A 12,659-nucleotide genomic window follows, 5' to 3' on the forward strand; every position below is an offset into this window, starting at 1 on the left:
TGTGGTTATGAAACCTATTCAAAAATTAGTTAAATTAGCATTATTTGCTGGGTTGGGCTTGTCACTGTTCGCTTGTGGATCAAGTGATGGAGGGGCTACATCTAATAAGGTAGTAGATACCCCAACTGCAATCGAAACACCCAAAGAGGACATTCAAGTTCTGTTTGAAGAGGATATTGCTGAAGATATTCGCCAGTCAGTACCAAACGACATTAATCTACCTTTGGGCTTGCAGGCCACATTAGATATTGAATATTTAGGTGCATTTAGAGTGGTAGCAGAAGGGCAGTCAAATTCAAATTATGCAGTTGGTACACTCGGTTTTAATCCCGACAACAATAGTATATTTATGGCAGGCCATGCTCATCATAACGCTATAGCTGAATTTGAAGTACCTTCACAATTTTCATTTGAAATACAAGCTGCAAATATTCCAGCAGCTGCGGTTCTACAAGATTATGTTCAAATTTTAAACAAAAAAGAAATTGGCAATACTAATAACAAAATTAATGGAATTTTATACCATGACCAAAATTTGTTGGTGAGTTCTGAGGTTTGGTACGATGCATCTGGCAGTAACTCTGATAATTTACAAGTTTTTTCAAATGCATTAGACGTAAGCTCATCTAGCTACAAAGGTATGTTGCAATTAGAGGGGAAAGCAAAAGCAGCGGGTTATATGTTTAAAGTACCAAATGAATTAACAGAAAAAGTGGGTTCTGAGTACCTAGTAGGCTGGGCGACCAACTACTCGATAGTTTCAAGATACTCACAAGGGCCTAGCTTATATCGTTTTGACCCAGAACAAGCCATTGATTCGGTGTTAACGGTAGATAGAACAATTGATACTGATTCAGTTATGGTTTTTCCTTACGCTGAAGGTAAACAATTGGTCGAAGGGTCAGATCTTTACACTTTGGATATTTCACCTATATGGGGGCCAACAACAAACGCTAAGTTTGGTTTCATTATTCCCGGAACAACCTACTTTCTGGCTATTGGCCAACACTCTGGTCTGCACAGTGGTATAGGTTATAAAATCACCCAAAATAATGGCGCTTTGTGCGGTGGTCCGTGCCCATATGATTATGATGATGTTTATAACTATTTTTGGTTGTTCGATGTAAATGAAATGCTTGCTGCCGATGAGCCTTGGTTAGTGCAGCCCATCAGTTACGGTAAATGGAGTCATCCTTATGATAAAGGGGGCGCGCGTCCAGTCTCAGGGGGCACTTATGATGATCAAAACCACATTCTCTATTTATCAATAGAAGGCGCGGGGCAAACCGGTGATTATGATAGGCCTCCATTAATTATTAGTTATAAACTCGCCGCAAAGCAATAGGGGGATTTAATAGAATTCACTTACTAGAATGGTTGCGATTTTAATGTATTGAGTTAGTCTGCCTAAAGCCCTAGTTTGCAAACACAAAGCCTAGAACTTTAAGTTTATCAATGCAATACTTGCCAATTCAGACTACTGAGTCTTTTAACTGTTAATAACCTAAAACTAGATTACAATTGCATTCACCGAGCGAGTTAAGAAATCCCAATGAAGTTAATTGTCCAAATCCCCTGTTTTAATGAAGAAGCTACCTTACCAGCAACATTCAACGACATCCCCAAACAAATCGACGGTGTAGATGTAGTCGAAATTATGATTATCGATGACGGCTCTAGCGACAAAACCATTGAAGTCGCTAAAGCATTAGGCGTGCATCACATAATAGCGAATAAAAAGAATAAGGGCTTGGCTAGAACTTTTCGAACTGGTATCAATGAATGCTTAAAATTGGGGGCCGATATCATTGTCAACACAGACGGTGATAACCAATACGCAGGATGGGACATCCCCAAACTCATCCAGCCGATACTTGATGGTAAAGCTGATGTCGTAGTGGGTGATAGAAATACTGCTAAAGTGGCGCACTTTTCACCGTTTAAAAAATTTCTACAACGCCTTGGTAGTTATGTGGTTAAAACCCTCTCTGGGGTGCAGGTGCCCGACGCTGTAAGTGGCTTTAGGGCTTATAGTCGCGATGCTGCTTTACAGCTAAATATTGTCTCTCCTTTTAGTTACACAATTGAAGCTTTAATTCAGGCGGGCAAAAAACACATGGCTGTTACCTCCGTTCCGGTAGAAACTAACGAAAAAACCAGAGAGTCACGACTTTTTAGTAGTATCCCTAAATTTATTGAGCGGCAGTTAACCACCATTATTCGCATGTACGCGATGTATCAACCATTAAGGGTGTTCTTTCTTATTGGTTTAACGCTGTCTTTATTAGGCGCTATACCTATAATCCGTTTCTTATATTTTTATTTTACAGGTGATGGTGAAGGGCACTTGCAGTCATTAGTACTAGGTGGAGTACTAACAATTTTGGGCTTTATCTCCTTTTTAATCGCCTTGCTGGCAGACTTAATTAACTTTAATCGTCAACTTATTGAACAGACCTTAGAAAAAGTGCGCAGAATGGAATTGCATCAACTTGAATTAGAAAAAAAGGCCGCTGACAAGGAATGAAACTACTGATTGTTACGTCCAACTACCCTCGTTGGGAGCGTGACACCACCACACCTTTTGTGCATAATTTTGCTCGGGAACTGGTTCAGCAAGGCATACAAGTGCGTGTAATTGCCCCGCATTTTGTTGGTGCAAAAACCAAAGAAGTTGTCGACGGAGTTGAAATAAGGCGCTTTCGCTATTGGTTACCCCTTAGTGGCCAATCTGTATGTTATCAAGGTGGTGCATTAGGTAATCTTAGTAAAAATCCTTTGAATAAATTAAAACTCCCTGTTTTGGTATTTTCGGAGTTAATGGTCACCCTAAAAGAAATTCTCTGCTGGAAGCCAGATGTGGTTAATTCTCATTGGTTATTACCTCAAGGATTTGTGGCCGCTTTAGCTTGTAAATTAACTCGCAGCAAACATGTAGCAACGGTCCATGGTGGTGATGTTTTTGCTTTGAATTCACCTTTATTTCGCAAACTTAAAAAGTTCGCTATCAACAATTCTACTTTAGTTACTGTGAATAGTAGCGTGACCGAAAAAGTAACCAAAGCGCTTGCACCTGGCACTCAAACTCCTTTTTTAAAGTTACCAACAGGAATTTTACCTTTACCTGTTTTAGACAAAACAAAAATTACTGACCTAAGAACTCATTTACAAAAAGATTCAAACGAAAAACTCATTCTCTTTGTTGGTCGTTTGTCTGAAGAAAAAGGAGTGAGAGAAGCTATTCAAGCCACAGCCAAATTAATAGATTCGGGATTAACACTTCGCCTGATTGTTATAGGCGAAGGCCATGAAAAAGAAGATTTTAAAAAAGTGGTTTGCGACTTGGGTATTAACGAATATGTCGACTTTTTAGGTTGGATTGAAAATAAAGACGTTTATTATTATTTTTCAGCTTGCGATGTATTTGTAGGGCCATCAAAAACCGCAGCAAATGGTCAAGTAGAGGCACAAGGGTTAACCTTTATTGAAGCGATGTTAGCGAAATGTCCGGTAATTGGTTCAAATAGTGGCGGAATAATTGATGCAGTAATTCCTGATAAAACTGGCTGGTTAGTGGAGCCCGGTGACGCGAAAGATTTAGCTGCAAAAATTAATTCGGTCTTAATGCCTTCAGTACAGAAAGATTACATTGTCGAAAACGCCTATCAATTTTCAATAACTAATTATTTGGTTGCAGAAGTTGCAAAGAAATTTCTTTTGCGAACTATGTTGGATAGTAGTGCGGGTAAATAGTTGGTACACAAAATGGCAAAGTATTTATGCAAAAAATAACGATTACTTTAACGCGATATGCTGAGCCTAATTGGCTTCTTCTTGAAACACTGAATTCTTTAGTTAAGCAAGAAAAAGTCATAGCAACCGTATTGATGCTGGACCAAAAAAACGATCAAGTGATTGCTGATTTTTGCCAACAGAACAGTACTCCTAATATCCGGTTAGTGTATCAAACAATACCCGCTAAAAGTTTATCATTCGCCCGCAACGAAGCGATTAGAATGTGTGAAACAGCAATATTGCTATATATCGATACGGACGCGATCGCTGAGCCTAAATGGGCTTATGAATTATCAGAGGGAATGTACAAACATGATGCGGCAGTAGGTGGTGGAAAAATTATAGCTAAATGGCATCGTTCGCCTGGTTTTTTGCAAAAATCTCCATTAGTACTAGAGCAATATTCAATGCTGGATTTGGGGGATAATGACCTTGAGGTTAAAAAAATAATAGGGGCTAATTTTGGCTTGAATATTCATAAGTTAGAAAAGTTAGCCTATTTTGATGAAAATATGGGAAGAAAAAACGGCAAGTTGCTTGGTGGCGAAGAAACTTCATTATGCGCAGCGGCAATAAAAGCAGGATATCGTGTGTTCTATTTTGGTAAGTCTAAGGTTTACCATCAGGTGCTACCAGAGAGAATAAACTTCAAATGGATTTGTAAACGCATGTATTACGGTGGCTATTCAAGAGCATTGCAAGGCGGAATGCCTTCGCCGAATAACAAAACGAAGCAATGGAATAAATGGGATATTGTCGCTCTTTGTTGTTTACTTCCCGCCTACGTTTTGGGATTTGTATTGGCAAAATTAGATAGATCTAATAAGCAGTGAGAAAATAAGATGCAAAGCCGAAGTATTATTTTTCTGTATAACAAATTTTTTCCTATTTCATCTGGGCCGGCCGTTCACGGTTATAATTTGACAAAAGAGTTTCATCAACTCGGCCATGAAGTTTATGTTGCTCATTCTCAAAATGATGGTTTTAGTCATTCAATGCGAAATCCCTTAAATTTATTGAAGGCCTTATTTACCTGTCGTATTGCTTATATGCGTGTAAGCCTTAAGCATCCTTATTCAGTCAACTCAGTGGCCTATCTATTTAAATTGTTTGGTAAAAAATTAGTGCTTGAATTCAATGCTCCTTTTGAAGAATTGCGTTTTGAAGGTGTGGAAGAGGCGACTATTACTAAATATAAGCAACACTTTCGACGGTTGTTGTCTATTACCAGTGGTGTTGTAGTTGTAAGTGACGCGCTAAAACAACACCTCGCACAGGAATATCAATTTCAAAATGTGGTGGTCATACCTAATGGTGGAGAACGCTTTGAAAAAGTCGAAAAGCCCGAAACAATGGCGGCAGATAGTCTACAAAAGTTTTATTCCACCTACCCAAATAATATTATTTGGGTAGCAAATTATGAATATATTCAAGGTCTCGAACGTGTAAAGGAAATATCATTACTGTGCGAGCAAGCCAATATTGGTATTGTTATTGTTGACAACAGTGAAGGGGGAAAACTAGCAGAACACTTTAGTGGTAAGCATATCTCGTTTTTGAGAAACCCTCATCGTTCAGAGATCGCTTATGCACTAATCCAAGCAAAAGCAGGTTTTGCATATTACGAGACTCAAAAGTATTCAGAAATCGATTTGAGTTTCTATAATAGTCCATTAAAAGTTTATGAGTATCTAGCAAACGGTCTGTTGGTTATTTCCAATCTGACTGATAAAGATATACCTTACACTATGGGTAAACTGCTTGATGGTAACGCGCCGCAAATGGTTATTGATAGCCTAACAAGTAGTGTAGATAGTCAAGATGAATATCGTACTTGGCGAGATGTTGCGAAAGAAACGCTAAATTTTTTGCAGGCTATTGATAGAAATGTAGTGGTGTTACATGATTGAGTTTACGGTAGTGATCCCAGCTTATAATGACGCAGTTCGTTTAGAAAAGTGCCTGAAAGCTTTGTCACAGCAAACTTTGCCAAGTGACAAATTTATTGTCAAAGTTATCGACAATAATTCTATTCAAGATTTAAAAAGCATCGTTGAACGTTTTAGATTTGCAGAATACTTATTTGAAGCTAAAGCTGGTTCTTACGCCGCAAGAAATAATGCACTAGACAATATTAATACACCTTTTATCGCCTTCACTGACTCAGACTGTATACCTCAAGAAAACTGGTTAGAATGCGCTTTATCCACCCTGCGAGATAGTGGCGATGGAGTTGGCGCAATAGGTGGAAAAGTAATGCTGTTTGCCGAGAATGAGCGACCTAATTTGTGTGAATACTATGACATGGTCACTGGCTTTGACCAGCAAAGTTACATTGAAAAAGATGGGTTTTCCGTTACGGCAAATTTAATTGTAAAACGCTCTGCATTGACTAAAACGGGTGTTTTTAATGCACTACTTATGTCAAGCGGCGACAAAGACTGGTGTTTGCGCATGCAACAACAAGGTCTTACTTTAGTCTATTGCAAGCAAGCAATTGTGGCGCATCCTGCTCGTAATTCAGTCAAGCAGATCAAAACCAAACTCAAGCGCTTGTTTGGGGGCTTTTATCATAATCATAAATATGTTGAGCCAAACCCGTTATTTTCATTGTTAGGGTTAATTAAGGCGGCATTACCGCCAATTCAAAACCTAAAGCAAATGCAAAAATTAAAACATTCTTTAAAATTAAGTGTTTTGACGCAACTCAAGTTGTTTGGTTTTTTTTATTACCTAAAATTGTATACACTTGTGTTTAGACTGCGTTTGATTTTAGGACTGGTTAAGCAGGTAGAGCGCTTATGAATAGATATTTAAAGGGAAAACTATGAGTAAAGTTGAAGAACTAAAACGCTTTGTGAAATGTCAGATAACGCCTTGTCCTTCGCCTTCTGAAATACTGAAATTATTGCCAAGCAGTTGTGAAAATAAAAATTATAAGCGATTTATTATTTTCGGACATCAACGCTGTGGATCATCAGTTTTGACATCTGGTTTAAAATCTAGTCCTGATATTAAAGCCTTTGCAGAAATATTTACCTCAAGTCATATTACCTTTAATTACAAAGACTATGACAATCATTCCATAAAGTTACTTAAACTTAGAAACACTTCTCCTGTACGTTTTCTAGAAGAGGTTATCTTTACAAGCCAAACACCTGAAATAAAAGCAGTTGGATTTAAAGTGTTCCCTGAACAGTTGGAAAAACATGATTTTAAGGTAATTTATAATTGGATAGAAGAAAATCCAGACGTTGCTTTGATTGTGCTGAATCGTCAAAATAGTTTAAAAACCCTGTGCTCGATACAAATTGCCAAGAAAACTGGGGTTTGGGGCATCAAAGACACGGCCAAAAGAACCACTCTACAAATCTCACTTAGCACAGCGCAATGTAAAGCCTTTTTTGAAAAACGTGAATACTATGCGCAGTTGCTACGAGAACGATTTAAAGGTCGGGAATTATTAGAAATCAGTTACGAGACATTTGCTGCTGACATACCAAAATATTTTGAGCAAGTGCAAAGGCATATCGGCATTCCTCCGCTACAACTCCCAGTGAATGATGTCAAGAAAGAGGTGCGGGAAGTGAATGATATCATAAGTAATTATTCACAACTCAAACAAGAGTTTAAAGATACTAAATGGTCTAAGTTTTTTGATTGAACCCACATCCAACTTGATGATTCATGCTTAGTTTAATAAAAAGGTTATAAACTTTGATACGTGCTAGTTATAAGCCGCTTTTAATTAGCATCCATGTATTTATTAAAACATTAGGCTAATTTCATCTTTATAAATTTTCTAACACGGTCCAAAATACTAAAAGTCTCATTTTCGATGGCAATCTTATAGATGTTGGCCATATCCATGTTGTTGGCTTTTTTAAACTCCCCGTACTTGTCAACCATATCGTTATTTAAATCAGAAGAACCGCGGTACATCAAAGAAGCGTGATGACCATATTTTTCTAGTGGGTCGTAACCATTATTGAGTTTGAACTGGTGACAAAAAACTGCAAAACCGGATAAATAACGTTGCATTAGGGCATTCTTTGATGTGCCAGAAACTGAATTTTTTATCCCCACTTTTCTTTCATAGAGCACATCATCTAGTACGCAAAATTTTCCTAGGGTCGACATTCTGCACCACAGGTCTCTATCTTGCGCGAAAGTGAAATAAGTTCGATAGCCGCCTGCTATTAAGTATTTATCATACTTAAACATAACTTCACCGTGAGTAAACGGATTGTGGTTACATATCTTTAGTCGGTAATCATGAATACCTGGCCGGCCATGCTCAGTGGTTTTTACTTCGCTATTAGAAAAATCCTGACGCCTGATTTTACAACCAACAGCCACCACATCAGGTTGCTTTTTGAGTAAAATAGCTTGTTTATGTAAACGTTTTGGCAATGAAATATCTCCCGCCCCGTGAACTGCAACAAACTCACAGTTTAAGTGTTTTAGTTCATCGGACATCGAATGTACAAAACCTTTATTCTGCTGGGTTTTCACGATTACATTGACAGCTTCCCACTTTTTCAATTTTTCAAACGTGCTATCAGCCGAGTTATCGTCAACAAGAATGAGCAAATCATCGTCAGTAAGTTGATTAACAACTGAGCCAATTGAAACATCCACTAAATCTTCTCGGTTATACCATATCGAAATACAAACAATTCGGTGCTTCATCGGTTTCTCAACTTCTTAATTAAAGGGGCAAAATCACTTCGTTTAACAAATAAAATCTCGCGATACTTTACCTGTTCTTTGTTGGCGAAGTACAGAGTGAAAATAAGGGCCGCTAACGCGTAGCTAATTGACGAGGATAATGCTGCACCTACACCACCATAGATTGGAATAGACAGTACATTTAACACTATATTAACTATAACCGCGCATCCCATTATAACAATAGAGGTATGTGGCCGCCCATTGCCCGCATAATAGGCATTAATAGTTTTAAATATTGGGGCTAGAATGAGACCGGGTGCCAGAAAAGTAATCATCCGAAAGGCCCCCGCAAACTCATCACCATAAATAGGTACAATCAGTAGGTAACAGACTATCAGCAAGCCAAAGCATGAAAAAATGGTGATCAAAAATGTTAATCTTACCGATTTACACACCGACTCAATAATGTGCTTACCGCCTGCTTGTGAATTTGCAGATTTTGACATTAATACAAGCATAACGGCTGCGGGCAGTTGCCAAAGTAATTCACCCAATTGAACACTTAATGCGTATACACCCAATTCCGCTGTGCTTGAGAGCCAGCCTAACAGTAAAATATCTACTTGGTAATTTGCCTTGATCAGAAAAAAACCAGACGCATATATAACACCAAGCTTAAACATACTAATAAATGTTTGGTGATCATACTTAGGCCTAGCCGGCAGCTTAATACTAATAAAGTAAAATGCTTGGGTAGCATTAAAAAGGGCAATTGCCGCATTGGTGACAATGAGAGAGAAAACACTGAGTTCATCGGTTAAGTACAGAATTATTACAATTGCAACGTAAAGTAGCTTTTGCAACCAAACAACAGAATTAAAATGTTTGATTTGCTGTTTACCGAGGAAATACCCCCTTAGTGTGCTGACGGCCAAAGAAGCGGGTAATATGATAGAAGACACCAGCAAAATACTAATATCAAATTCGACACCAGCACTATATTTCATTAATAAATAAACTAAAATTGCGCCAGCTATACCTGCAATAAATATATAAACAAAAAGAATGCCTAAAATAATGTTGTCACTGGCCAGCTTTTTACCCAAATAATAGGTAGCTGATTGGCGCATTCCGCCTTCCATAATTGACAGCATCAACTGCGGATAAATCAAAGCTAAGGCGATAAGTCCACGACCATCGGCGCCCAACGTTCTAGCAATGATGACCGAACTGATAAGTGTTAGTGCCAACACCACTATCTTAGTATTAAAAACTGCAATGATATCCCTAACAATGGATCTATTTGTTGTCACTTAATTTTTACCCTTTAGTCTACTACTAGCTGATATGTGCGATTTTTTAGTACTTACACTTAATTATTTTTGCAGGCATACCAACGGCAGAGCAGTTATCTGGAATATCTTGAAGTACAACTGAATTTGCTCCAACTTGGACATTTTTGCCTATTCGTATATCGCCAATAATTACTGCACCATCCCCTATTTGTGGATATAGCCCTTTTATCCCCTCTCCCATTCTAGCAGCACCAAGAGTCACATTTTGATAGAGCGTAACGTCATTGCCAATTGTGCATCCATCGCCAATAACTATACCAACAGGATGCTTCAATTTTAGTCTTTCACCGACATTGGCTTTAGAGGACAAATAGCAACTAAACTTTCGCCTGATCCGCGTATCAAGAATTTTAGCGATATACTGAAAAAGGCTCCTTTAGCTGCAATTGTTTTTAGCTAAGGTGCACAGCTTTTCAATTGAATAGCCTTTATAAAATCGAAGTGCTTGCTTTAAGATTAACCATCTCATTCTTTAAACCTTTCCTAATTGTACTTCACTATCCCACAGCTGTTCTGCTTTAATGTGCGCAGGGATGATGGCACCATTTGCAGAAATATATCGCGCTTCGGCTGGCATTTCATAGCCGGTTTTTTGACGAACCGTTTCTCTGGCTAAATAAATCAAATACAAAATATCTGCGGCGCTGGCATTGTGATTATTTACGATGAAATTAGCATGCAAAGGAGAAATACAAGCGCCGCCGCGACTTACTCCCTTTAAGTTACATTGTTCAATGACTGCGCCAGGGGGACCGTAGTCTTCATACATGGCAGGGTTACTAACAAAAACTGAACCGCAATTAGGATGTTTTTGTGGGAATTTTTTACGTCTACTGCTAAGTATGCCTAACATTTCTTGGCGAATAGCAGTTCGTTTACCTTGCGCTAAAGTGAATTGAGCGCCAACTATAATGTCATCAGAATCTTGAAAGGTAGACGTTCGATAGGAAAATTTACATTCTTCTTTACTATAACGTTTGGTGTCACCAGTTGAGGTAATCGTATCGACATAATTAATATGTTCGCCTATGCCTTTTCGTTGGCTACCGCCATTCATGCAAATTAAGCCGCCGATAGTGCCAGGAATTCCTGCTATATGTTCGACTCCAGTCAAGGAATGATGCATCAGTGTTTTAGCAAACCCCGGCACCCATGTACCGCTTTGACACGTCACTATTGTATTATCAACTTGCACGCTTGAAAATTTTTGACCTATTTGAATGGCTAGGACATCTAACCCTTCATCGTCAAATAGTAAGTTGCTAGTTGACCCAAGTACGATATAAGGCAAGTTACGACTTGTCATTAATTTAATGATAGAGGCAATTTGAGTGGCAGAGCGTGGAGACACTATACATTTAGCGACCCCCCCTACTTTCCATCGACTTAATACACAAAGCGCAACGTTTTCTGCAACGCCATCAGGGCATATGTTATAAAGTTCGGCAATTATCTGGCTTGGCAAATAATCTACAGCGTCCAAATCCATTATTTTGTAACTATCTTTGCGCCTAAGGCCGTCATTTTTTCAACAAATCGATCGTAGCCGCGAGTAATTTGCCATGCATCTTGTATATGTGTATCACCTTTGGCAAATAATCCTGCTAAAGCAAGTGCAATACCGGCTCTTAGATCTAATGCAGTCACTGTAGACCCCGTTAACTCTGCTCCACCATTTACAATCAACATATTGCCATCAGTGTGGGAATTAAGTCCCATCTTATTTAATTCACTGGCATATCCATAACGCCCAGGAAATCGTAGGTCTACAAATTTAGATTGGCCTTTTGCTTTGCTTGCATAAACTGCAAGTATTGGCTGCATATCTGAATTAATACCTGGGTAAGGTCCAGTACTTAATTCTAACGGGTAACATTGTGATCCTTTTACGATCATTGAATCATTATGTCTGTAAAATTTAGCCCCCGATTCTTGCAAATAAATTAGAGGTACATCGAGGTGTCGATATGGGAAATCAAGTATTTCTACTTCGCCATCTGTTACAGAAGCTCCTACCAACCATGTTAAAGCTTCTACATTATCTGGAATGACCGAGTGTACTGTACCACTCAAGCCTTCTTGACCGACAATCTCAATATGCTCTTGGCCGAACACGGTAATTTTCGCGCCCATTGAATTGAGCATATCAATTAAATCTAGGATTTCGGGTCGAACGTGCGGGTTCCAAATACGTGTTGTACCCTTGGCAAGGGTTCCTGCAATAATCGCATTTTCAGTTGCACCTGTTGAACGTAGTGGCAAATGTATATCAGCACCAACTAACCCACCTTTTGGCGCTTCTGCGCATAAATACCCTTTTTCATCCCAAACTGTTGCGCCCAGTTCTCGTAATAACATGACATGTAGATCGTAGGCGCGGTCACCATCCCCGCCACCAATAGAGCACCCACCTGGAAGTGGGACTGCCCCATAGCCAGTTCTGGTGACAAGTGCACCTAATATAAGTAGGGTATTCCTGATCGAACGGCCATTCCAAGCTAAAGTATTTAAGATGTTATCAGACTCGCTAACCGTTAATTCTGTGCCGTTTTTGACTTCACACTTTTTACCTAATACTTCCAACATTCCTTTATGGACCTGAGCATCAAGTAATGTGGCTGGATAATTTTTTAACGTCAAAGATTGGCTGGTCAAAATTGAAGCTGCCATTAAACGTAATACGGAGTTTTTAGCACCACTTACTTTGACGCTACCTTGCAACTTAGCGGGCGATACTATTAATTCCTTTATATTGTCAATTGCTGCATCCGACATTCAATTTCCTTTTTACTATATGGCGTCAATTTCACTGCTTTGGCAAAAATGAGTTATTGG

At 38.8% G+C, this 12,659-nt stretch carries 12 protein-coding genes; 7 read left to right on the plus strand and 5 right to left on the minus strand.

Annotated features, from left to right (window positions below):
- The first annotated feature begins 7 nt into the window (after positions 1-7).
- The 7 genes from AAC000_RS09335 to AAC000_RS09365 all read left to right on the plus strand — a co-directional run bounded on the left by AAC000_RS09335 (position 8) and on the right by AAC000_RS09365 (position 7,459).
- Complete coding sequence (locus AAC000_RS09335; RefSeq protein WP_339722079.1) at positions 8-1,345, plus strand: hypothetical protein; 1,338 nt, start codon at positions 8-10, stop codon at positions 1,343-1,345.
- A 207-nt stretch (positions 1,346-1,552) separates the two neighbouring features.
- Entirely contained in the window at positions 1,553-2,527 is a 975-nt protein-coding gene (locus tag AAC000_RS09340) for a glycosyltransferase family 2 protein (RefSeq protein ID WP_339722081.1), read from the plus strand.
- Entirely contained in the window at positions 2,524-3,753 is a 1,230-nt protein-coding gene (locus AAC000_RS09345) for a glycosyltransferase (RefSeq protein WP_339722083.1), read from the plus strand. Before AAC000_RS09340 ends, AAC000_RS09345 begins: the two co-directional genes overlap by 4 nt.
- A gap of 26 nt (positions 3,754-3,779) precedes the next feature.
- Positions 3,780-4,628 (plus strand): glycosyltransferase, encoded by an 849-nt coding sequence (locus tag AAC000_RS09350; protein WP_339722084.1) that lies wholly within the window; start codon positions 3,780-3,782, stop codon positions 4,626-4,628.
- 9 nt (positions 4,629-4,637) lie between these two features.
- Positions 4,638-5,705: a glycosyltransferase gene (locus AAC000_RS09355; RefSeq protein WP_339722085.1), complete on the plus strand. Its 1,068-nt coding sequence runs from the start codon at positions 4,638-4,640 to the stop codon at positions 5,703-5,705.
- Positions 5,698-6,600 carry a glycosyltransferase gene (locus AAC000_RS09360; protein ID WP_339722087.1) on the plus strand — a complete coding sequence of 301 codons (903 nt, stop codon included), beginning with the start codon at positions 5,698-5,700 and terminating at the stop codon, positions 6,598-6,600. The genes AAC000_RS09355 and AAC000_RS09360 overlap by 8 nt, the downstream gene beginning before the upstream one ends.
- A gap of 22 nt (positions 6,601-6,622) precedes the next feature.
- A complete protein-coding gene (locus AAC000_RS09365; RefSeq protein ID WP_339722089.1) occupies positions 6,623-7,459 on the plus strand; it encodes a hypothetical protein in 837 nt (278 codons plus the stop codon).
- Positions 7,460-7,569: 110 nt separating this feature from the next.
- On the opposite strand, the gene AAC000_RS09370 is transcribed toward AAC000_RS09365, so the two are convergent.
- From AAC000_RS09370 to AAC000_RS09390, 5 genes are all read right to left on the minus strand, one after another.
- Positions 7,570-8,487: a glycosyltransferase gene (locus tag AAC000_RS09370; protein WP_339722091.1), complete on the minus strand. Its 918-nt coding sequence runs from the start codon at positions 8,485-8,487 to the stop codon at positions 7,570-7,572.
- Positions 8,484-9,782, minus strand: a complete 1,299-nt coding sequence (locus AAC000_RS09375) for a polysaccharide biosynthesis C-terminal domain-containing protein (RefSeq protein ID WP_339722093.1) — start codon at positions 9,780-9,782, stop codon at positions 8,484-8,486. Before AAC000_RS09375 ends, AAC000_RS09370 begins: the two co-directional genes overlap by 4 nt.
- Positions 9,783-9,828: 46 nt before the next feature.
- A complete protein-coding gene (locus AAC000_RS09380; protein WP_339722095.1) occupies positions 9,829-10,098 on the minus strand; it encodes a hypothetical protein in 270 nt (89 codons plus the stop codon).
- Between the two features lie 198 nt (positions 10,099-10,296).
- A complete protein-coding gene (gene murB, locus AAC000_RS09385; protein WP_339722097.1) occupies positions 10,297-11,313 on the minus strand; it encodes a UDP-N-acetylmuramate dehydrogenase in 1,017 nt (338 codons plus the stop codon).
- Complete coding sequence (locus AAC000_RS09390) at positions 11,313-12,599, minus strand: UDP-N-acetylglucosamine 1-carboxyvinyltransferase (protein WP_339722099.1); 1,287 nt, start codon at positions 12,597-12,599, stop codon at positions 11,313-11,315. The genes murB and AAC000_RS09390 overlap by 1 nt, the downstream gene beginning before the upstream one ends.
- Positions 12,600-12,659: the final 60 nt, after the last annotated feature.

It is taken from the genome of uncultured Paraglaciecola sp. (assembly GCF_963977085.1).
Lineage (GTDB): Bacteria > Pseudomonadota > Gammaproteobacteria > Enterobacterales > Alteromonadaceae > Paraglaciecola.

Excerpts from the sequence above, each read along its gene's own strand:
- AAC000_RS09350 (WP_339722084.1), top strand. The coding sequence starts at position 3,780 with ATGCAAAAAATAACGATTACTTTAACGCGATATGCTGAGCCTAATTGG.
- AAC000_RS09355 (WP_339722085.1), top strand. The coding sequence starts at position 4,638 with ATGCAAAGCCGAAGTATTATTTTTCTGTATAACAAATTTTTTCCTATT.
- AAC000_RS09370 (WP_339722091.1), bottom strand. The coding sequence starts at position 8,487 with ATGAAGCACCGAATTGTTTGTATTTCGATATGGTATAACCGAGAAGAT.
- AAC000_RS09365 (WP_339722089.1), top strand. The coding sequence starts at position 6,623 with ATGAGTAAAGTTGAAGAACTAAAACGCTTTGTGAAATGTCAGATAACG.
- AAC000_RS09360 (WP_339722087.1), top strand. The coding sequence starts at position 5,698 with ATGATTGAGTTTACGGTAGTGATCCCAGCTTATAATGACGCAGTTCGT.
- AAC000_RS09390 (WP_339722099.1), bottom strand. The coding sequence starts at position 12,599 with ATGTCGGATGCAGCAATTGACAATATAAAGGAATTAATAGTATCGCCC.
- AAC000_RS09340 (WP_339722081.1), top strand. The coding sequence starts at position 1,553 with ATGAAGTTAATTGTCCAAATCCCCTGTTTTAATGAAGAAGCTACCTTA.
- AAC000_RS09345 (WP_339722083.1), top strand. The coding sequence starts at position 2,524 with ATGAAACTACTGATTGTTACGTCCAACTACCCTCGTTGGGAGCGTGAC.
- murB (WP_339722097.1), bottom strand. The coding sequence starts at position 11,313 with ATGGATTTGGACGCTGTAGATTATTTGCCAAGCCAGATAATTGCCGAA.
- AAC000_RS09335 (WP_339722079.1), top strand. The coding sequence starts at position 8 with ATGAAACCTATTCAAAAATTAGTTAAATTAGCATTATTTGCTGGGTTG.